This window comes from Burkholderia sp. RS01, assembly GCF_039748055.1.
GTDB lineage: Bacteria > Actinomycetota > Actinomycetes > Actinomycetales > Micrococcaceae > Arthrobacter.
In genome coordinates, this window is the sequence record NZ_JBDLAK010000001.1 from 345,446 (window position 1) to 365,754 (window position 20,309).

Consider the following 20,309-nt stretch of genomic DNA (forward strand, 5'->3'; position numbering starts at 1 on the left):
CAGTTCTTGGCAAGGAAGGCAACGCTGTGAGCGTGGAGAAGAACACCAGAAAACTGGACAAGGGGATCGTCCGCGACTTCAGTTCGCGGATGAGCTACGCGTCCTATCTGCAGCTGCCCACGCTGCTCAGCGCCCAGCAGCCGGTCAGCGAGCCGGAACATCATGACGAACTGCTGTTCATCATCCAGCACCAGACCACCGAACTGTGGCTCAAGCTCGTGCTCCATGAACTGCGGAGCGCCGCGGAACGGCTGCGGGCCGACGACCTCGGCACAGCGCTCAAAGGCATCGCGCGGGTCAAGCACATCCAGAAGACCCTGACGGAGCAGTGGTCGGTGCTCGCCACGCTGACGCCCACGGAGTACTCGGAATTCCGCGGTTTCCTGGGCAACTCCTCGGGCTTCCAGTCCAGCCAGTACCGGGCCGTGGAATTCGTGCTGGGCAACAAGAACAGGAAGATGCTGCCCGTGTTCGAATCCGATCCGGAGGCGCATGCCCTGCTGCAGGAAGTCCTCGAGGCTCCGAGCATCTATGACGAATTCCTGGCGTACCTGAAGCGGCAGGGCTTCGACGTTCCCGATTCCGTGCTCAACCGGGATGTGACCAGGGCTCACGAGTTCGCGCCCGAGCTGGTGCCGCTGTTCAAGTACATCTATGAAAACGCCTCCGCCAACTGGGGCGCCTATGAGGCCTGCGAGGAACTCGTGGACCTGGAGGACAACTTCCAGCTCTGGCGGTTCCGGCACCTGCGCACCGTGCAGCGGACCATCGGCATGAAGGCGGGGACCGGCGGTTCCAGCGGTGCGGCCTTCCTGCAGAAGGCCCTCGAACTCACCTTCTTCCCGGAGCTGTTCGCCGTCCGGACGGAGATCGGCCGGTGAGCGCCCTGAACCCGCAAGCGGCTGACCCGCAGGCGGCTCACGCCACGGACGCCCTCCGGCAGCGCGCCGTCGAGCTCGACGCCGCCGACCCGCTGGCCGCCTACCGCGGCCACTTCATCGGCACGGAAACCGACCTGTCCTACCTGGACGGCAACTCCCTGGGCCGGCCGCTCAAGCGCACGCCCGGCGACATCAGCACGTTCATCCATGAGGGCTGGGGCGGCCGCCTGATCCGCGGCTGGGACGAAGAATGGCTGGATTTGCCCCAGGCCATCGGCGACCAGCTGGGCCGTGCGGTCCTCGGTGCCGCCCCGGGCCAGGCCATCGTCGCCGATTCCACCACCGTGGTCCTGTACAAGCTGATCCGCGCGGCCCTGGCTGCCGTGAAGGACCGCGCACGGACAGAAATCGTCCTGGACACGGACAATTTCCCCACCGACCGCTACTTGGTCGAGGGCATCGCGCGGGAGGAAGGGCTGACCCTGCGCTGGATCGACGCCGACCCCGCCTCCGGGGTGACCCTTGACCAGGTGAGGGAGGCCGTAGGGCGGGCCACCGCCGTCGTGCTTCTCAGCCATGTGGCGTACCGCTCCGGGTTCCTGGCCGATCTGCCCGGAATCACGGCGGCCGTGCACGACGCCGGCGGGCTGATGGTGTGGGACCTGTGCCATTCCGCCGGGTCAGTGGAGCTGGAACTGGACGCCTGCGGCGTCGATTTTGCCGCCGGCTGCACCTACAAGTACCTGAACGGCGGCCCCGGCTCGCCGGCCTTCGCCTACGTCAACGCCCGGCACCTTGCCGGGCTGTCGCAGCCCATCTGGGGATGGATGGGCCGGAAGGACGCTTTCGAAATGGGGCCCGGCTACGAGGCGGCTCCGGGAATCCGCGGCTTCCTCAGCGGCACCCCCGCCATCTTCGGAATGATCGCGATGCGGGGCACGCTGGACCTGATCGAGGAAGCCGGCATGCCCGCCATCCGGGAGAAATCGCGCCGGCTCACCGCGTATGCGCTGGAACTGCACGACGCGTGGCTCGCACCGGCCGGCGTGAAGCTTGCAACGCCCCGGGATCCGGAACTGCGCGGCAGCCACATCACCATCGACCACCCGGCCTTCCGCGAGGTGACGGCGAAGCTGTGGGAGAAGGACGTCATCCCGGATTTCCGCGCACCGCAGGGCATCCGCATCGGCCTCTCCCCGCTGAGCACGGGCTTTGCCGAGGTGCACCGGGGCATGGACGCCATCCGCGCGCTGCTTCCGGCGGGCTGACGGGCTTCCTGCCGCGTTTCGACAAGATTGCAACAAGGCCGGTAAACTAAGCGGTGGATCCGGCTGCAGTCCGTGGTGGCTGGTTCTTGCCTTGTGCGGGACTCCCTCTTTGAGGGGACGATCCGCCCGGCACACCCGGCAGTGAAGTACTGACTCGGGCCTCACGGCACATCTCTAGGAGTTATTGTGGCACTTGACGCCGCTGTAAAGCAGTCCATCATCAAGGATTTCGCAACGTCCGAGGGCGACACCGGTTCGCCGGAGGTCCAGGTTGCGGTCCTGACTCAGCGGATCAAGGATCTCACTGAGCACATGAAGGAGCACAAGCACGACTTCCACACCCAGCGCGGTCTGCTGGCCATGGTCGGTCGTCGCAAGCGCATGCTCACCTACCTCAAGAACACGGACATCGCCCGCTACCGTGCGCTCATCGAGCGCCTCGGCCTGCGCCGCTAGTCTGAACCAGGGGGCGGCCCTTTCCTCTGATGGAACGGGCCGCCTTCTTCAGTAGAAAAATTAAACAGGAGGATCAACCGCATCACGCATTCGCGGTCCTCGGTAGTGATCCCCGGGAAGCTTCGTTGACTGAAGCCCGGCCCGTGGGTCTCGATCGATGACCGGGTGCAGTGCAGGCCAGTAGACAGATGCTGGGCTGGGTTGATGCGGCTGGACTTCCGTTAAACAAGAAACGGAGGTGACTCTCTTGGAGGGTCCCGAAATCCAGTTCTCAGAAGCAGTCATTGACAATGGCCGCTTTGGCAAGCGTGTAATCCGCTTCGAAACCGGCCGTCTTGCCAAGCAGGCAGCCGGCGCAGCCATGGTGTACATCGACGAAGACACCGCGCTTCTGTCCGCCACCACGGCCGGCAAGCACCCCCGCGAAGGCTTCGACTTCTTCCCGCTGACGGTCGACGTCGAAGAGCGCATGTACGCCGCGGGCCGCATCCCGGGCTCGTTCTTCCGCCGTGAAGGCCGCCCGTCCACCGAGGCCATCCTGGCTTGCCGCCTGATGGACCGCCCGCTGCGTCCGGCCTTTGTGAAGGGCCTGCGCAACGAGGTCCAGATCGTGGTCACTGTCCTGGCCATCAACCCGGATGAGCTCTATGACGTCGTGGCCATCAACGCCTCCTCGATGTCCACCCAGCTGTCCGGACTTCCGTTCTCCGGCCCGATCGGCGGCGTCCGCGTTGCCCTTGTGGCGGACGAGCAGGGTTCGCAGTGGGTTGCCTTCCCGAAGCACTCCCAGCTGGAGAACTCCGTGTTCAACATGGTGGTTGCCGGCCGCGTTGCCGGTGACGACGTCGCGATCATGATGGTCGAGGCAGAAGCCACGGACAACTCCTGGAACCTCATCAAGGAACAGGGCGCCACTGCCCCCACCGAAGAGGTTGTTTCGGAAGGCCTCGAGGCCGCCAAGCCGTTCATCAAGGCCCTCTGTGAAGCCCAGCAGGACCTGGCAGCCCGCGCCGCCAAGCCCACCGTTGAGTTCCCGGTCTTCCTGGACTACCAGGACGACGTGTACGCCGCCGTTGAGGCAGCTGCAGCCGAGAAGCTGACCGCCGTGTTCCAGATCGCTGACAAGCAGGAACGCGACAACGCCGCGGACGAACTGAAGGACGAAGTTGCTGCTTCCCTGTCCGGCCAGTTCGAAGGCCGCGAGAAGGAGCTGTCCGCAGCCTTCCGCTCCGTCACCAAGCACGTGGTGCGCCAGCGCATCCTCAAGGACCAGGTCCGCATCGACGGCCGCGGCCTGACGGACATCCGCCAGCTCACCGCCGAGGTCGAGGTTCTGCCCCGCGTCCACGGTTCGGCTATCTTCGAACGCGGCGAGACCCAGATCATGGGTGTCACCACGCTGAACATGCTGAAGATGGAACAGCAGATCGATTCGCTGTCGCCGGTAACGCGCAAGCGCTACATGCACAACTACAACTTCCCGCCGTACTCCACCGGTGAGACCGGCCGCGTGGGCTCGCCCAAGCGCCGCGAAATCGGCCACGGTGCCCTGGCCGAGCGCGCGCTCGTGCCGGTGCTGCCGTCCCGCGAGGAGTTCCCGTACGCCATCCGCCAGGTGTCTGAGGCCCTCAGCTCCAACGGTTCGACGTCGATGGGCTCGGTCTGCGCCTCCACGCTGTCCATGCTCAACGCCGGTGTGCCGCTGAAGGCCGCCGTTGCCGGCATCGCCATGGGCCTGGTCTCCGACCAGGTTGACGGCCAGACCCGCTACGCGGCCCTGACCGACATCCTTGGCGCCGAAGACGCTTTCGGCGACATGGACTTCAAGGTCGCCGGTACGTCCGAGTTCGTCACGGCCATCCAGCTGGACACCAAGCTCGACGGCATCCCCGCCTCCGTGCTGGCAGCAGCGCTGAAGCAGGCCCGCGAAGCACGCCTGCACATCCTCGAGGTCATCAACGCCGCGATCGACACCCCGGACGAGCTCTCCGAGTTCGCACCGCGCGTCATCGCCGTCAAGATCCCCGTGGACAAGATCGGCGAGGTCATTGGCCCCAAGGGCAAGATGATCAACCAGATCCAGGAAGACACCGGCGCTGACATCTCCATCGAGGACGACGGCACCGTCTACATCGGCGCCACGAACGGTCCGTCTGCTGACGCTGCACGGTCCGCGATCAACGCCATTGCCAACCCGCAGGTTCCGGAAATCGGCGAGCGCTACTTGGGCACGGTCGTTAAGACCACCACGTTCGGTGCTTTCATTTCCCTGACCCCGGGCAAGGACGGCCTGCTGCACATCTCCGAGCTGCGCAAGCTCGCCAGCGGCAAGCGCGTGGACAACGTCGATGACGTGGTCTCCGTGGGCCAGAAGATCCAGGTCGAGATCACCAAGATCGACGACCGCGGAAAGCTGTCCCTGTCTCCCGTGGTGGCTGACGAAGAAGGCGCCGGCGAAGGCGAGCGCGTTCACGCCTCGACGCCCGCCGAGGGCTCTGACTCCGCCGAGTAGTTCCAGGGTTCCGGCACTGGCACACAGTCATTGCTGAACCGAAGACGGCGGGGCCGGTGGGTTAATCCACCGGCCCCGCCGCCGTTAACCCGGGCTCCCGGGGAGACGCCGACTGCGGGGCCCGCTGGTACGATTGCAGGCAGATTTGGCTCCGCTTCCTGAAAGGCCTTGATGACTGTCGTACCCCTGCCCCTGGCGCAGAACCACCCCGGCGAGACCCTGATCCACGGAGCCGACGGAGGCTCCGAAGTGCGCCGTTCCGTCCTCCCCGGCGGCGTGCGGGTGCTGACGGAGGCGATGCCGGGCCAGCGGTCCGCGACCATCGGTTTCTGGGTCGGCGTGGGCTCCCGCGATGAAGCCCCGGGCCAGCACGGCTCCACGCACTTCCTGGAGCACCTGCTGTTCAAGGGCACCAAACGGCGCACCGCACTCGAAATCGCGTCGGCCTTCGACGAGGTCGGCGGCGAATCGAATGCGGCCACGGCCAAGGAGAGCACCTGCTACTTCGCCCGCGTCCTGGACACCGACCTGCCCATGGCCATTGATGTCATCGCGGACATGATCACCGGGGCCGTGCTGGACCCCGCGGAGATGGAGCAGGAACGGGACGTCATCCTGGAGGAAATCGCCATGGACAGCGATGACCCCACCGATGTTGCCCACGAGCACTTCGTGGCCGCGGTGCTCGGAACCCACCCGCTGGGCCGGCCCATCGGCGGCACGCCGGACGCCATCCGGGCCGTGGCCCGCGATTCAGTCTGGGACCACTACCGCCGTTACTACCGTCCCGACGAACTCGTGATCACCGCCGCCGGCGGCCTGGAGCACGACGTCGTCTGCCGCCTCGTGGTGGACGCCCTCCACACAGCCGGCTGGTCGCTTGAGCCCGGCGCGGCGCCGGTTGACCGCCGGTCCACGGTACGCGCGGACATCACCGGGACGGCGGGCCTCCACGTGGTCAAGCGCCCGGTGGAGCAGGCCAACATCATCATGGGCTGCCCCACGATCGTGGCCACGGATGAGCGCCGCTACGTCATGAGCGTACTGAACGCCGTGCTGGGCGGCGGAATGTCCTCCCGGCTGTTCCAGGAGATCCGCGAGAAGCGCGGACTGGTTTACTCCACCTATTCCTTCGCCTCCTCCTACGCCGACGCCGGATACTTCGGGATGTACGCCGGCTGCACTCCCACCAAGGTCCGCCAGGTGGTGGAACTCCTCGGCGCGGAACTCGACAAGCTCGCAGACGGCGGCATTTCCGACGGCGAACTCCGCAAAGCGGTGGGCCAGCTGTGCGGTGGCATCGTGCTGGCGCTGGAAGACACCGGCTCGCGCATGTCGCGCCTGGGACGTGCAGAGCTCGTGTCAGGCGAGTATCAGGACATCGACGAAACGCTCCGGCTCATCAAGGCCGTGACGGCAGGGCAGGTCCAGGAACTGGCCCGCGAACTTGCGGCCGCGCCCCGCACGGTGACGGTGGTCGGACCCTTCGAGGAGACCGAAACCTTCGGCCTCTGACGCATCGGTGACCCTGGCGGCGCCGCCCGGCGGCATGCCGCTGGACAGGCCTCGCGGGCCGGACCATGATGGAGCCAATGCCACTCGGGAGGAAGAATGGACCGTCCGCAACCGGGGTCAGCACACGAGGCTCTCGAGATTTTCGTCGGGCGCTGGCTGGGAACCACCGAGCTCGCCGCCTCCTACTGGGGGCCCGCCCGGACCGCCACGGCAGAGGTGACGTTCACCCGGGCCGCGGGCGGCTTCGCCGTGGTCCAGACCTACCGGCACACCGAGGCCGACGGCAGCCACTTCGAGGGCCACGGCGTCTTCACTGTGGACCCCGACCACGATGAAACCCTCTGGTATTACGTCGACAGCATGGGACGGCCGCCGGCGGCGCCGGCGCGCGGTGTCTGGCATGATTCCACGCTGACCGTGGAGCGGCACAGCGACCGCGGAACCGCCAGGCACACGTTCCGGGTTGACCGGGGGGTCCTGACCCACACGGCGGAACTTAGGCTGGGCGACGCCCAGGACTTCAGCCCGTTCATGACGTCGATCTGCCACCGCGCCTGAGCTGCTATGGGGTCCTGCAAGCCGGGCGACTAGCCCACTACCTCAACGACCCGGGTTTTCGGGGAGCCGGACAGGGCAGGCGCCACGTCGGGGGAGTTCCACACGTTCTCCTGCAGCTTGGCCAGCAGCCCCTCGGCCTGTTCCTGGCTCTCAAAGTCGAGTTCCACCACCACGTAGTGCGGATCGTCCACCGGGCGGCTGATGCGGTGGGTGATCACTCCCGAGCCCGCACGGTCCACCGGGTCGCGGTCAAACGCGGCCCTCCACATGTCAAAGTCTTTGATCGCGTGCTCAATTTGCAGCGTGAACATTCCGGTCTCCTTAGGCGTACCGCTCTCCGTCGGGCGGTAGTGCCATGGTAGATCCCGGTGTGCGGCGGCGACATAGCACTGACGCAACTGGGTAGCAGCTGGCGCGCTTCTGGGCGCTGGGAACGGCGCGAGCTGCGACCTAGTTGGGCCGATGGGGTGCCGAGATGGGGTGCGGGGGAAGGCTGCGGGAGACTATCCGCCGGCGAAGGGCGGCAGGACGTCAATCACGTCGTCGTCGGACAGCACAACCGTCCGGTCCCGCACGGCGATCTCGTTCAGCAGGAAACTGCTCCGGGCCAGGATTCGGTCCAGCGGGGGAGTACCGGCCGGCGGCACGGGACGTTCGACACCGAGCACTGCGGCCAGCAGCGCTTCCACCGTGGAGCCGGGAGGAAGCTCGAAGCGTTCCTCGTCGACGCCTGCCGCGGCGCGCGCCGCAGCGAAGTACCTTACGTTCAACTGTTCAGCCTCCGATGGCGCTCATGCTGCGGTCCGGCTGGACGAAGTCCGGCGCATCGAGACCCACGTGGTCCATCCCGTGGGCTTTCGGCTTGACCCACATGGCGTCCTGCCAGCGCCCGGCCAGCTGCCGGTCGCTGGCGCCCTCCCGGAGCAACCCGAGCAGGTCAAACTCCTCGCGGGAGAAGAGGCAGCTCATGATCTTGCCCTCTGCAGTGATCCGCGTCCGGCGGCAGTCCGAACAGAACGGTTCGGTGACCGAGGCGATGATGCCCACGGTTCCCAGCACGGGGCCGGCGGCTTCGGCCGAACCGGCCACCCGGCGTCGTACTTCAAAACGTTCGGCGGGCGCACCGTCGCGTTCCCGCGGATCCGGGCTGAGGACGTACTCGGCCGAAAGCAGCTCCCGGATTTCCGACGCCGTGATCATGTTCCGGCGCGTCCAGCCGTGGTCGGCGTCGAGCGGCATCTGCTCGATGAAGCGGAGTTCATAGCCGCGTTCCAGCGCCCAGGCGAGCAGCGACGGCGACTCGGCGTCATTGATGCCCCGCATCAGCACCGCGTTGATCTTGACCGGGCCGAGGCCGGCGGCCCAGGCGGCGTCGACTCCCGCCAGGACGCGGTCCAGGAAGGGGCGCCGCGTTAGCTCGGCAAAGGTTTCCTCGTGCAGGGAATCGAGGGAGACGTTGATGCGCGTCAGCCCGGCAGCCTTGAGTGCGGCGGCCTTCTTGTCGAGCCCCACACCGTTGGTGGTCATGGAGATCGGAAGCTCCGGGTGGGCCTTCCGCAGGGCGGCGATGATGTCGATGAGGTCGGCCCTGACCAGAGGTTCCCCGCCGGTGAGGCGAAGCTCGCGCACGCCCAGCAGATCCACGCCGATCCCCACGATCCGGACGATTTCCGCGGCGGACATGACGGCCTGCTTGGCCAGCCATTCGAGCCCCTCCGCCGGCATGCAGTAGGTGCAGCGCAGATTGCACTTGTCCGTGAGGGAAAGCCTCATGTCCGTGGCCCGGCGTCCGTAGCGGTCCGCAAGGCCGGCGGGAGCATCGGCCGGACGGGCAGCGGGAAGGGGCTGCGCGCCGGAAACCGGAACGCCTCCTTCGCGGGGCTGCGGGATGCCAAGCTGAACACTCATGAATTCAGGCTACGCCACGCGGGGGCCATCGCTCACGCTGTGACTTCGCGCTTTGCGTTCCGGCGCAGTGCGAACGGACTTCATCGAACCTATGCTGGAAGTGTGAACGAGTCCCAGCCAGCCGGACCCGGGGCGGCAGCCGGACACCAGGTCCACCCCGAAGCAAAGCCGGGACCGTCCAACGCGTTACCTGCGGGACCGTCCGGCGCCGGGGCGGCGTCCGGAGCGGGCCGGAGGGTGCCGCGCCGCTGGGCTGCCGCCGCCGGTGTCGTGGCGGCAGGCACAGGACTCGTGGCCAGCGAACTCATCGCCGGGTTCGTCAGCCCGTCCCTCTCCACCATGACCGCTTTGGGCGGTGCCGTCATCGACGCCGCCCCGCCGGGCGTCAAGGACTGGGCAGTTTCGCTTTTCGGCACCGCAGACAAACTGGCGCTGCTGGCAGGCATGGCGCTGGCGATCGCTGCCTTCGCGGCGGTGTCCGGCGTGGTTGAGCTGCGCCGGCGCTTCGCGGGCGCCGCGATTTTCGCCGCCTTCGGCATCGTGGGCGTGGTGGCGGTCCTGACGCGCGCGCAGGTGACCGTCACCGCCGTCGTGCTTCCTGTGCTTGCCGCCGGCATCGCCGTGCTGGTGCTCCGGAGCCTGATCGGACGGCTGGCCGCCTGGCACGTCGCCGGCCGGCAAGGCGAGGCAGCGGGCCTGCCCGCGCGGCGCGGCTTCTTCCAGCTGCTGGGCGGCACCGCGGCGGCCGTCGTCGTCGGCGGGGCCCTTGCCACCGCCTGGCGGGGAGGCGCCGCCGGCGTCAGCGAGCTCCGCAGGGCACTGCGGCTGCCCAAGCCGCTGCTGCCGGCGGCAGCGATTCCGCCCGGCGCCGAGATCGGCCTGGCCGGGATGCAACCGCTCGTGACGCCGAACCCCGAGTTTTACCGCATCGACACCGCGCTGTCAGTCCCGGTCATCGATCCGCGCGAATGGAGGCTCAAGGTCACCGGCCTGGTGGACCGTGAGATCGAACTTGATTTCGACGCGCTGCTGGCCAAACCGCTGAGGGAGCGCCATGTGACCATCGCCTGCGTGTCCAACGAGGTGGGTGGCGACCTGATCGGCAATGCGCTCTGGCTTGGCTGGCCCGTCCGCGAGCTGCTGGCGATGGCAGGTCCGAAGCCGGGCGCGGACATGGTGCTCGCCAGGAGCACGGACGGCTGGACCGCCGGCACTCCGCTGGAGGTCCTCACGGACGGCCGGGATGCGCTGCTCGCCGTGGGCATGAACGGCGAGCCGCTTCCGCTGGAACACGGGTTTCCGGTCCGCATGATCGTCCCCGGCCTCTACGGATACGTGTCAGCCACGAAATGGCTTACGGAACTCAAAGTCACCACGTTCGCCGACGACGTCGCCTACTGGACACCGCGCGGATGGTCCGCGCGCGGACCCATCAAGATCTCTTCGCGCATCGATGTTCCCCGTGACGGCCGGTCCGCGCCTCCGGGCCGCGTGGTGTTCGGCGGCGTGGCGTGGGCGCAGCACACCGGAATCGGGAAGGTGGAGCTGCGGGTCGATCGGGGCAGCTGGCAGCAGGCCGACCTTGCTCCCGGCATCTCTGTGGACACCTGGTACCAGTGGCAGCTCGGCGTCGATCTGCAGCCGGGACAGCACGAGGTCCAGGTGCGCGCCACCGACCTTCACGGTGCCGCGCAGACCGAGGAGCACCGGTCCGTCGCTCCGGACGGCGCCACGGGCTTCCACACCATTAGAGTTGACGTAAACCCGTAGCCGCCGCATCGAAGGCAGGACCATGCACAGCCACCCGCAGCCGCACGCCACTGCCACCACGTCCGCCCCCCAAGCACCCCACGCGCACGGGACCTCTCACGCGCCCCGGAGCGTGGCCGAGCACCGGCAGGCGGTCCGGGAGCTCCTGGCGCCGCTCGCAGCCGGCCGCAGCCAGCGGCTTCCCCTTGCCCAGGCGTTGGGCCGCGGGCTGGCCGAGACCGTCACGGCGCCGCTGAGCCTGCCTCCGTTTGCAAACTCCCAGATGGACGGCTTCGCCATCCGCTCCGCGGACGTGCCCGACGCCGGCGCGGAACTGCGCGTGGTTGCTCCCGTTCCGGCGGGCGCCAGCCCGGCAGCCCTTGAACCGGGCACGGCGGCCCCGATCATGACGGGGGCCATGGTCCCCGCCGGGGCAGACGCCGTCGTACCCGTCGAGCGGGCGGTTCCAGCCGCGTTCCCTGCCCCCGGCGAAGCAGCCACAGTGTGGCTGCCCCCGGCGGCGGCCGGGACGTTCATCCGCGACGCCGGAAGCGATATCGAGGCGGGCGAACGCGCCCTGGCTGCCAGCACTTTCCTGGGACCCGGGCAGCTGGGGCTGCTGGCCGCCCTGGGGCTGGCGGACGTCCTGGTCCACCGTCCGCTGACCGTTCTCCTCGTGACCACGGGCGATGAGGTGGTGGAACCCGGCGAACCGCTGGCGGACGGCAAGGTCTACGACGCCAACGGCACGCTGCTGGAAACCGCGCTGCGGCAGGCGGGGCTGGCCGTGGTCCGGGCGGGCATCGCCACCGACAACCCGGCGGAGCTGCGCAGCCTGTTGCGCAGCCACACGGCGTCCGTGGACCTCATTGTCACCACCGGCGGAGTCAGCAAGGGCGCCTACGAGGTGGTCCGGCAGGCCATGGACGGCCAGGACGTGGCATTCCAGCACGTGGCCATGCAGCCTGGCGGCCCGCAGGGACTCGGAATGTTCGACGGCGTCCCCCTCCTCGGGTTCCCGGGGAACCCGGTCAGTTGCCTCGTCTCCTTCGAGATGTTCCTTCGTCCCGTCCTCAGCGGACTGTTCGGGTCGCCGGCGCCGAGGCCCGCGGTCCGCGCCCGGCTCGCGCAGCCGCTGACGTCCCCGGCGGGCAAGCACCAGGTCCGGCGCGGGAACCTGCTGCCGGACGGAACCGTGCGGCTGGAGGGCGGCGAAAGCTCCCACCTGGTCCGTGCCCTCGCGCAGTCAAATGCCCTGGTCCATGTGCCCGATGGCGTCGGCGCACTCGCCGAGGGCGCCGAAGTGGAAGTATGGATGCTGTGACTGCAGAAAATGACAACGCCGCGCTGACGCACCTCCGCCGTGACGGGACGGCCCAGATGGTGGACGTCTCGGGAAAACCGGAGACCACCCGCGAGGCCACGGCCACCGCAACGGTCCGGAGCACCCCGGAGGTCCTGGCGCTGCTGGGCTCCGGCGGCCTGCCCAAGGGCGACGCCCTGGCCGTCGCGAGGGTCGCCGGAATCATGGCGGCCAAGAAAACCCCCGAACTCATTCCGCTGTGCCACCCGCTGCCGATTTCGAAGGTCACGGTCGACTTCGAACTGGGAGCAGATGCCGTGGACATCCTTGCCACAGTGAAGACCAGGGGAGTCACCGGCGTCGAATTGGAAGCCCTGACCGCCGCCTCCGTCGCGGCGTTGAGCGTGTACGACATGATCAAGGCCGTGGACAAGCATGCCGTCCTGACGGACATCAAGGTGCTCGCCAAAAGCGGCGGCAAGAGCGGGGACTGGGCACTGTGAGCAGCGCTGCAACCAATTCAACGCCCCACGTCCACGGTGAGGTGCAGGGCCGGAAGGCCGGCGTCGTCATTGCCTCGACGCGGGCCGCGGCCGGAATCTACCGGGACGAGACCGGCCCGGTCATCATCGACTGGCTCACCGAACACGGCTTTGAGCCCTTTCCGGCAATGGTGGTGCCCGACGGCGAGCCGGTGGGAGCCGCGATCCGCGCCCTCCTGACCCAGCAGCCCGCCGTCGTCATCACCAGCGGCGGCACCGGGCTGAGTCCCGATGACCGGACGCCGGAGATGACGCTGCCGCTGCTGGACCGCGAGATCCCCGGCATCATGGAGGGCATCCGGCAGGCCGGGATCGCCAAAACTCCCCATGCCATGCTCAGCCGCGGGCATGCCGGCGCGGCCGGCCGGACATTCATCGTTAATCTGCCCGGATCACCGAAGGGCGTCATGGACGGACTGTCCGTGCTGGATCCGGTGATCGGGCACCTGTGCGACCAGTTGGAGGGCGGACATGGGCACTGAACCATTCCTGACGGGGCCATCATTCACGGGGCCGGCATTCGAAGTAGTGCATGCGGTGCTGAGCGCCGAGCCCATCTCCGTGGACCAGGCCATCGCGGCCGTGGAGTCGGACACCGCAGGCGCGGTGGTCAGCTTCAGCGGCGTGGTGCGGAACCACGACGGCGGCAAGCCGGTTGACCGGCTCAGTTACAGCGCGCATCCGACGGCGCACCAGGTGATGGCCGACGTCGTGGCGCAGCTGGTGGCCGAGCACGAAGGTGCCGGCGCCTCCACGCCGCCGGTCCGGATCTGGGCAGCACACCGTGTGGGCTCCCTGGAAATCGGCGAACCGGCCCTGGTCTGCGCGGTGTCGGCGGCACACCGCGGGCAGGCCTTCGCCGTGTGCTCCGAACTCGTGGACCGCATCAAGGCACAGGTCCCCATCTGGAAGGAACAGTTCTTCAGCGACGGCACCGTCGAGTGGGTCGGGGCCGGGGCGTAGGTACCGGGCCCGGTTTTGGTTCGGGGCCTGCCCGCCGGCCGCACGTGAGGTAACGCATGGCGCCCGGTTCCTTTCGCCGGGCGGGCGAAAGGTAGTGTTGAATCCATGACCGAACAACTCGCTGTCGCCGTCCTGGGCGCGAACGGGCGCATGGGCGCCGAGGCCGTCAAAGCGGTAGAGGCCGCCCCCGACATGAAGCTCGTCGCAGCCTTGGGACGGGGCGACTCCCTGGACACTTTGCTCAGCGCCGGTGCCAGGTTCGTGGTGGATCTCACCGTTCCGGAGAGCACCCGGGAGAACGTCCGTTTCGCCGTCGAGAACGGCATGCATGCGGTCGTGGGCACCACCGGCTGGGACACCGGAAAGCTGCAGGAGCTCGGCGACCTGCTGGCAGGCCGTCCGGACGTCGGCGTGCTGATCGCGCCAAACTTTGCCCTCGGTTCCGTCCTGGCCTCGGCGTTCGCCGCCAAGGCTTCCAAGTACTTTGAATCCGTGGAAATCATCGAGCTCCACCACCCTGACAAGGTCGATGCGCCCTCCGGCACGGCCGTCCGGACCGCCCAACTGGTCGCGGCGGAACGCGCAGCGGCCGGCGTCGGGCCAAGCCCGGATGCCACCACCAGCGAACTTGCCGGCGCCCGCGGCTGCGACGTGGACGGAGTCCGTGTGCACAGCGTGCGGCTCCGCGGCCTCGTTGCACATCAGGAGGTCCTCCTCGGCGGCCCGGGGGAGCAGCTGACCCTGCGGCATGACTCGTTTGAGCGGGCGTCGTTCATGCCCGGCGTCCTCCTGGGGATCCGGAACGTCGCGAACCACCCCGGACTGACCGTGGGCCTGGACGGCTACCTGGACCTGGGGCTGTAAGTACCGTGAAAACACTCCTCGGCCCGCTGAAAAAGAACCGCACCAAAATCTGGGTGGGCGCGGTCACCCTCCTGCTGGTCTTCTACCTGGTGGTGTCCTTTCAGCGCTCGGTGCTCCTGCTCACGGATGCTGAACCCGTGGCCAAGGCCATCGGGGCGGCGTACCTTGTTCTGCCGGGCATCGGCGCGTGGGCGCTGATCCGTGAACTGCTGTTCGGCGCCCGCACCGAACAGATGGCCCGCGTGCTTGAAGCCGAAGGCGGCCTGCCGGTGGACAACCTTCCCCGCACACCCGCCGGACGGATTGTCCGTGCCGCGGCGGACCAGGAATTCGAGAAGTACCGTGCGGAAGCCGAAGCTGCCCCGGACGACTGGCGGTCATGGTTCAGGCTCAGCTGCGCCTACGACGCCGCCGGTGACCGCAAGCGCGCCCGTTCCTCCATGCGGGACGCCGTGCGGATGTTCCAGGCCTCCAAGGCGCCCTAATGGGGCAAGCGGGGACGCGGCAGCCCGGAGGTCACCGGATCCGCGCCGGCTGGTGCCGTCCCACCTGATTGGCGGCATGCCCCAGCCATTCCAGCGGGCCGCGCCACTTCAGGACGGCGAAGACCATCCCGATCAGCACCGCCAAGGCGGCATGGGCGACGTACATCCCGTCCTCGGTCCACCCGGCCGGGAGGGGCTTGAGGTGGAACGACGCCACTACGCAAACGTGGGCCGTGTACAGCGTCAGCGTCATGGCCCCGGCGCCGCGCAACGGAAGCAGCAGGTCCAGATCCAGCCATTGCCCGAGCCGGCCAATCAGCAGGCAGAGTCCGACGACGGCGGCCGCCGCGCCGCTCGTGTGCAGCAGGTCCAGCGTGGTTCCGGAGTGGGGTGCGCTGCCGGCCAGCCACCACCATGAACCCTCCTGCCGGACGCCGGCGAGATTGACCTGCAGGAGGCTGTCCAGCGGGTAGTTGGGGTCGGTGAGGAGCGCCTGCAGTGCGGGCCTGCCGCCCCATTCCTCCATGGCTGCCGTGCCCAGGACCTTCGCGAAGGCGGCCACCGCGGTGCCGCCGGCCAGTAGCAGCACCGGTACCACCGCCGCCGACAACGCCAGGCGGCCGAGGATGAGCCCCACCAGCAGATACGCAATCCACTGGAACACCGGGTAGTAGCCCGTCAGGAACAGGTCGCCCAGCAGTTGGCCCGGCGTGGACAGATCCTCCCAGCCGGGGTTGTGGTTCAGCTGCAGCGGCGGATCCGCGGCCATGAGCCAGGGCCGGAGCAGGAAAGCGATCACCGGGGATGCCAGGATCCAGCCTGCGGCCCAGGCGCAGAGTGCCTTCAGCCGTAGCCCGATAAACGGCAGGATGCACAGGAAGAGGGCGGCGTAGTGGACCAGGATCACTGCCACATTGACGTCCAGTCCACCTAGGGCGAGCCCGACGACGGCAATCACCAGGGCGCGCAGGGCGATGCCCCGCCGTGCCGCAGAGAGGGCGCTGCCCTCGAGGGGCCTCTGCTTGCCGGTGGAAAGGGCCAGTCCGATGCCTGCCAGGACGGCGAAGAGGGCTGCGGCCCGCCCGGAGAAGGTCAGTCCGATCCAGGTCGGGGTCAGCGCGGCGTCGGATTCGAACGTCGGCAGCAGGTGGGTGGCCATCATTCCGAGGAGGGCGAGGCCACGCGCGGCGTCTATTCCCGCAAGCCGGGTGCTGACTGCTGCGCCTTTCTTGGTTCCGGACTGTGCAGCCGTGCTCCGCGAGGTCATGAAGCGATCGTCTCACATCCGGATATGGCGCCGTTCCCTCACGGCCTGCCGTCCTGCGTGGCTCCGACGCGGCGTGGATGGAAGCAGGCCTTGTATTCGAATATATGTTCGAATAGCATCGTCAGCATGAACAACTCATCGAGGCATATGTCAGAGCGCGGCTCGGACAACCGCGCGGACAAACCGGCTGCACGCAGCACGGCAGGGCCACTGAAGGCGATGAGCCCCGGCGTGGTGGACTACCTGTTCCGGCAACTGGTCGCCGGCGAGCCTGCCGAGGACCTGCAGTGGAGCAGCCAGGGAATCGCGCTGTCGGCACAGGTTCCCGGGGCGGAGCTGGCGCGCCGGCTGTCCGAAACCGACCTGGATGCGCTGACGCCCACGGAGCTGTTCCACTACGTCCGCGCCGCCCAGCGCCTCGCCAGCTGGGCGGAGTCCCTGCGGGAGGCGGCTGTGGAACGCTACTGCGCGGGGACGGACCCTGCCTAGGATGGAGGCGTGACCTCAGCGCTGACCGTATCCGCCGTCCAGTACCAGGCCCTGGAGGGCGGCATTGCCGTCAACGCGCCGGAGCACGTGCGCCTCATCGAGGATGCCGATTCGCACGGTGCCAGGCTGGTGCTTTTCCCCGAACTCTCGCTCACCGGATACAACCTGCCCCTTCTCCGGGACGGGGATCGTCCGGGCGGGGACCAGTGGCTGGTGCCTGGCGACGTCCGCCTCGATCCCGTTCGGGAAATCTGCCGGCGGACAGGGAACACCGCGGTGGTCGGTGCGGCGTATCGTGAAGCGGATGGCACGCCACGGCTGGCTGCCCTGGCACTCCACCCGAACGGCGACGCCGATGTCGGCTTCAAGACACACCTCCACGGGGACGAGGAGTCCCTGTTTGCCGCCGGGCCGGGCCCGGCTGTCCTGGACGTCGACGGCTGGAAGATTGCCCTGGCCATTTGCTTCGACGCAGCCCACCCCGGCCACTCGGGCACGGCCGCGGACGCCGGCGCCGACGTTTACGCCGTATCTGCCCTCTACACGGAGGGGGAAGGGCACCGCCTGGGGCTGCACCTGGGGGCGCGGGCCATGGACAACCGGACCTACACGGTGCTGGCCAACCTGGGCGGCCGGACACCCCTGGGTCCGTCCTGTGGCCTGAGCGGCTTCTGGGGCCCGGACGGCCTGCCCATGCAGCATGCCTCCGGGACCGGAACGGAAGTGGTCACCGCCGTGCTGCGGCGCGGCCCCCTCGATCGGTACCGGCAAGAACGGCTACGGCACGATCGGTAACGGCAGCCGAGCTGGCGGCACGGCCGCAGATCCGCTGTTTTCCCGAATTTGACGATCATCACGCACCGGCCATTGTCCTAACCTGCAGGTGACAGGGTAACGTTTTTCCCATGGCTGACACTTCCGCGCACATTCCTGCTCTTGGTACGCTCTTGACCGCTATGGTCACGCCCTTCACCAAGGATGGCAAAGTGGACTACCAGCAGGCTGCGGAGCTGGCCAGCAAGCTCGTCGACGACGGCTGCGACGGCCTGGTGGTCACCGGAACCACGGGGGAAACCTCCACCCTCAAGGACGAGGAAAACCTCGGAATGTTCCGCGCCGTCAAGGAAGCGGTCGGCGGACGGGCCAGCATTATCGCCGGCACCGGGACCAACGACACAGCCCACTCCGTGCACCTTTCCCAGCAGGCGGCTGCGCTCGGTGTCGACGGGCTCCTGCTCGTCACGCCGTACTACAACAAGCCCAGCCAGGCCGGCGTCCGCGCGCACTTTGAGACCATCGCGTCGTCAACGGACGTGCCCGTCATGCTCTACGACATCCCGGGCCGCTCCTCCATCGCGATCGCGCCCGAGACCATGATCCGCCTCGCGCAGCACCCGAATATCGTTGCCGTCAAGGACGCCAAGGCCGATTTCGCCGCTGCAACGCGTGTCATGGCCGAGACCGACCTTCTCTTCTACTCCGGCGACGACGGCCTGACCCTTCCCTGGATGGCCCTGGGCGCCGTGGGACTCGTGGGCGTGACCACCCACGTTGCCACCCGCCGCTTCCGGGAACTCATCGACGCCGTCAATGCGAACGACCTCGGCACCGCCCGCAAGATCAACTTCGAACTTGAGCCCGTGGTGCGCGCAACCATGACCCGTATCCAGGGAGCCGTTGCGGCCAAACAAATTCTTAAATGGCAGGGAGTCCTGCCCAACTCGGTTGTCCGTTTGCCCCTCGTGGAGCCGGACGAAGCTGAGATCGAAATCATCCGCGAGGACTTGGCGGAGGGAGGGCTGGTCTTTTCCTGACGGACTGAGACCGGCACTCTTCCGCCTGGAAAGAAGTGCATTATGACCCAAGTAGCCCTACCCGGCCTCGTCACGCCTCCCCGTCTTCCCCAAGGCACCCTGCGGATCGTTCCGCTCGGCGGGCTCGGCGAGATCGGCCGCAACATGGCTGTGTTCGAAATCGACGGCAAGCTGCTCATCGTCGACTGCGGCGTCCTCTTCCCCGAGGAAACGCAGCCGGGCGTCGACCTGATCCTGCCCGATTTCTCCTACATCGAGAACCGGCTGGATGACATTGTCGCCGTCGTCCTGACCCACGGCCACGAGGACCACATCGGCGCTGTGCCGTACCTGCTCCGGCTCCGCAACGACATCCCGCTGGTGGGATCGCAGCTGACGCTCGCCCTCATCGAGGCAAAGCTGCAGGAACACCGGATCAAGCCGTACACCCTCACGGTGGTCGAGGGTCAAGTGGAGAAGTTCGGCCCCTTCGAATGCGAGTTCGTGGCCGTCAACCACTCGATTCCCGATGCCCTCGCCGTCTTCCTGCGCACCGCGGGCGGAACCGTCCTGCACACCGGTGACTTCAAGATGGACCAGTTGCCGCTGGATGGCAGGATTACGGACCTCCGCCACTTCGCCCGCCTCGGCGAAGAGGGCGTGGACCTGTTCATGTCGGACTCCACCAACGCCGACGTCCCCGGGTTCACCACCGCGGAAAAGGAAATCGGCCCCACCCTGGACCGGCTCTTCGGGCAGGCCAGCAAGCGCATCATTGTGGCCTCCTTCTCGTCCCACGTGCACCGTGTGCAGCAGGTCCTTGACGCCGCGGGCAAGCACAACCGAAAGGTCGCCTTCGTGGGCCGGTCCATGGTCCGCAACATGGCCATCGCCGCGAAGCTTGGCTACCTGGACGTGCCGGACGGCATCCTGGTGGACGTGAAGAACATCGGGAACCTGCCGGACAACCGCGTGGTGCTGATGTCCACCGGTTCCCAGGGCGAGCCGATGGCCGCGCTGTCCCGCATGGCCAACGGTGACCACCCGGTGGTGGTCGGCGAGGGCGACACCGTCATTCTGGCTTCTAGCCTTATCCCGGGCAACGAGAACGCCGTCTTCCGCATCATCAACGGGCTGCTGAAGCTGGGTGCGGACGTCATTCACAAGGGCAACGCCAAGGTCCACGTGTCCGGCCATGCCGCGGCCGGAGAGCTGCTGTATTGCTACAACATCCTTGAGCCGCTCAACGCCATGCCCGTGCACGGCGAGACCCGCCACCTCATCGCCAACGGAAAAATCGCCGAGGAATCGGGCGTGCCGGAGGCGAGCATCCTGCTGGCGGACAACGGCACCGTGATTGACCTCAGGGACCACCAGGCTGACGTGGTGGGCCAGGTTGAGGTCGGCTTCGTCTACGTTGACGGCTCCAGCGTGGGCGAAATCACGGACGCGGACCTCAAAGACCGCCGTGTCCTGGGCGATGAAGGCTTCATTTCCATCATCACGGTCATCAACCGCGCCACCGGCAAGGTGGTCTCGGGGCCGGAAATCCACGCCCGCGGCGTCGCGGAAGACGATTCGGTTTTCGACGACATCATCCCTCGGATCAATGCTGCGCTGGAGGAAGCCGTCCTCAACCGCACGGACCACACCACCCACCAGTTACAGCAGGTTGTCCGCCGCGTGGTCGGAACCTGGGTCAACCGTAAGCTCCGCCGCAAGCCGATGATCATTCCGGTGGTCCTGGAAGCCTAGG

At 67.6% G+C, this 20,309-nt stretch carries 21 protein-coding genes; 17 read left to right on the forward strand and 4 right to left on the reverse strand.

The genetic code is table 11. The annotated features are described in order from the left end of the window. Positions 1 to 32 precede the first annotated feature (32 nt). The 6 genes from kynA to ABFP37_RS01590 all read left to right on the forward strand — a co-directional run bounded on the left by kynA (position 33) and on the right by ABFP37_RS01590 (position 7,190). Positions 33 to 881, forward strand: coding sequence for a tryptophan 2,3-dioxygenase (gene kynA, locus ABFP37_RS01565; protein ID WP_347032523.1), 849 nt, complete (start codon positions 33 to 35; stop codon positions 879 to 881). Next, on the forward strand, positions 878 to 2,149 hold the full coding sequence (locus tag ABFP37_RS01570) for an aminotransferase class V-fold PLP-dependent enzyme (RefSeq protein WP_078026425.1): 1,272 nt from the start codon (positions 878 to 880) through the stop codon (positions 2,147 to 2,149). The genes kynA and ABFP37_RS01570 overlap by 4 nt, the downstream gene beginning before the upstream one ends. Before the next feature lie 186 nt (positions 2,150 to 2,335). After that, positions 2,336 to 2,605 (forward strand): 30S ribosomal protein S15, encoded by a 270-nt coding sequence (gene rpsO, locus ABFP37_RS01575; RefSeq protein WP_028271969.1) that lies wholly within the window; start codon positions 2,336 to 2,338, stop codon positions 2,603 to 2,605. Positions 2,606 to 2,843: 238 nt separating this feature from the next. Next, positions 2,844 to 5,117, forward strand: a complete 2,274-nt coding sequence (locus ABFP37_RS01580; RefSeq protein ID WP_347032524.1) for a polyribonucleotide nucleotidyltransferase — start codon at positions 2,844 to 2,846, stop codon at positions 5,115 to 5,117. A gap of 171 nt (positions 5,118 to 5,288) precedes the next feature. After that, positions 5,289 to 6,632: a pitrilysin family protein gene (locus ABFP37_RS01585; RefSeq protein ID WP_347032525.1), complete on the forward strand. Its 1,344-nt coding sequence runs from the start codon at positions 5,289 to 5,291 to the stop codon at positions 6,630 to 6,632. A 96-nt stretch (positions 6,633 to 6,728) separates the two neighbouring features. Beyond that, the gene (locus ABFP37_RS01590; RefSeq protein WP_078026428.1) at positions 6,729 to 7,190 is read left to right on the forward strand and encodes a DUF1579 family protein; all 462 of its coding nucleotides are present in this window, start codon (positions 6,729 to 6,731) and stop codon (positions 7,188 to 7,190) included. A gap of 29 nt (positions 7,191 to 7,219) precedes the next feature. Here the strand turns inward: ABFP37_RS01590 and ABFP37_RS01595 are convergent, their stop codons facing one another. The 3 genes from ABFP37_RS01595 to moaA all read right to left on the reverse strand — a co-directional run bounded on the left by ABFP37_RS01595 (position 7,220) and on the right by moaA (position 9,098). After that, positions 7,220 to 7,501: a hypothetical protein gene (locus tag ABFP37_RS01595; protein ID WP_078026429.1), complete on the reverse strand. Its 282-nt coding sequence runs from the start codon at positions 7,499 to 7,501 to the stop codon at positions 7,220 to 7,222. Between the two features lie 192 nt (positions 7,502 to 7,693). Then, a complete protein-coding gene (locus ABFP37_RS01600) occupies positions 7,694 to 7,960 on the reverse strand; it encodes a MoaD/ThiS family protein (protein WP_347032526.1) in 267 nt (88 codons plus the stop codon). Positions 7,961 to 7,964: 4 nt separating this feature from the next. Next, the gene (gene moaA / locus ABFP37_RS01605) at positions 7,965 to 9,098 is read right to left on the reverse strand and encodes a GTP 3',8-cyclase MoaA (RefSeq protein WP_347032527.1); all 1,134 of its coding nucleotides are present in this window, start codon (positions 9,096 to 9,098) and stop codon (positions 7,965 to 7,967) included. A 102-nt stretch (positions 9,099 to 9,200) separates the two neighbouring features. On the opposite strand from moaA, the gene ABFP37_RS01610 reads away from it, so the two are divergent. The 7 genes from ABFP37_RS01610 (at position 9,201) to ABFP37_RS01640 (ending at position 15,004) form a co-directional block, all read left to right on the forward strand. After that, the gene (locus ABFP37_RS01610) at positions 9,201 to 10,868 is read left to right on the forward strand and encodes a molybdopterin-dependent oxidoreductase (protein WP_347032528.1); all 1,668 of its coding nucleotides are present in this window, start codon (positions 9,201 to 9,203) and stop codon (positions 10,866 to 10,868) included. 22 nt (positions 10,869 to 10,890) lie between these two features. Further along, the gene (gene glp, locus ABFP37_RS01615; protein WP_347032529.1) at positions 10,891 to 12,171 is read left to right on the forward strand and encodes a gephyrin-like molybdotransferase Glp; all 1,281 of its coding nucleotides are present in this window, start codon (positions 10,891 to 10,893) and stop codon (positions 12,169 to 12,171) included. After that, positions 12,168 to 12,653: a cyclic pyranopterin monophosphate synthase MoaC gene (gene moaC, locus ABFP37_RS01620; protein WP_347032530.1), complete on the forward strand. Its 486-nt coding sequence runs from the start codon at positions 12,168 to 12,170 to the stop codon at positions 12,651 to 12,653. The genes glp and moaC overlap by 4 nt, the downstream gene beginning before the upstream one ends. Next, positions 12,650 to 13,174, forward strand: coding sequence for a MogA/MoaB family molybdenum cofactor biosynthesis protein (locus tag ABFP37_RS01625; RefSeq protein ID WP_347032531.1), 525 nt, complete (start codon positions 12,650 to 12,652; stop codon positions 13,172 to 13,174). The genes moaC and ABFP37_RS01625 overlap by 4 nt, the downstream gene beginning before the upstream one ends. Then, positions 13,164 to 13,655: a molybdenum cofactor biosynthesis protein MoaE gene (locus ABFP37_RS01630; protein ID WP_347032532.1), complete on the forward strand. Its 492-nt coding sequence runs from the start codon at positions 13,164 to 13,166 to the stop codon at positions 13,653 to 13,655. The genes ABFP37_RS01625 and ABFP37_RS01630 overlap by 11 nt, the downstream gene beginning before the upstream one ends. A gap of 105 nt (positions 13,656 to 13,760) precedes the next feature. After that, positions 13,761 to 14,519 carry a 4-hydroxy-tetrahydrodipicolinate reductase gene (gene dapB, locus ABFP37_RS01635; RefSeq protein WP_347032533.1) on the forward strand — a complete coding sequence of 253 codons (759 nt, stop codon included), beginning with the start codon at positions 13,761 to 13,763 and terminating at the stop codon, positions 14,517 to 14,519. Positions 14,520 to 14,524: 5 nt separating this feature from the next. Continuing rightward, positions 14,525 to 15,004, forward strand: a complete 480-nt coding sequence (locus ABFP37_RS01640; RefSeq protein WP_347032534.1) for a hypothetical protein — start codon at positions 14,525 to 14,527, stop codon at positions 15,002 to 15,004. A 31-nt stretch (positions 15,005 to 15,035) separates the two neighbouring features. Here the strand turns inward: ABFP37_RS01640 and ABFP37_RS01645 are convergent, their stop codons facing one another. Beyond that, the gene (locus tag ABFP37_RS01645; RefSeq protein WP_347032535.1) at positions 15,036 to 16,271 is read right to left on the reverse strand and encodes a heparan-alpha-glucosaminide N-acetyltransferase domain-containing protein; all 1,236 of its coding nucleotides are present in this window, start codon (positions 16,269 to 16,271) and stop codon (positions 15,036 to 15,038) included. 126 nt (positions 16,272 to 16,397) lie between these two features. Here ABFP37_RS01645 and ABFP37_RS01650 point away from each other — a divergent pair, with 126 nt between their 5' ends. The 4 genes from ABFP37_RS01650 (at position 16,398) to ABFP37_RS01665 (ending at position 20,308) form a co-directional block, all read left to right on the forward strand. Then, entirely contained in the window at positions 16,398 to 16,760 is a 363-nt protein-coding gene (locus ABFP37_RS01650) for a hypothetical protein (protein WP_260680793.1), read from the forward strand. A 9-nt stretch (positions 16,761 to 16,769) separates the two neighbouring features. Beyond that, positions 16,770 to 17,555, forward strand: a complete 786-nt coding sequence (locus ABFP37_RS01655) for a carbon-nitrogen hydrolase family protein (RefSeq protein WP_347032536.1) — start codon at positions 16,770 to 16,772, stop codon at positions 17,553 to 17,555. Positions 17,556 to 17,665: 110 nt separating this feature from the next. After that, positions 17,666 to 18,574, forward strand: coding sequence for a 4-hydroxy-tetrahydrodipicolinate synthase (gene dapA / locus ABFP37_RS01660; RefSeq protein WP_078026439.1), 909 nt, complete (start codon positions 17,666 to 17,668; stop codon positions 18,572 to 18,574). Between the two features lie 42 nt (positions 18,575 to 18,616). After that, on the forward strand, positions 18,617 to 20,308 hold the full coding sequence (locus tag ABFP37_RS01665; protein WP_078026440.1) for a ribonuclease J: 1,692 nt from the start codon (positions 18,617 to 18,619) through the stop codon (positions 20,306 to 20,308). Position 20,309: the final 1 nt, after the last annotated feature.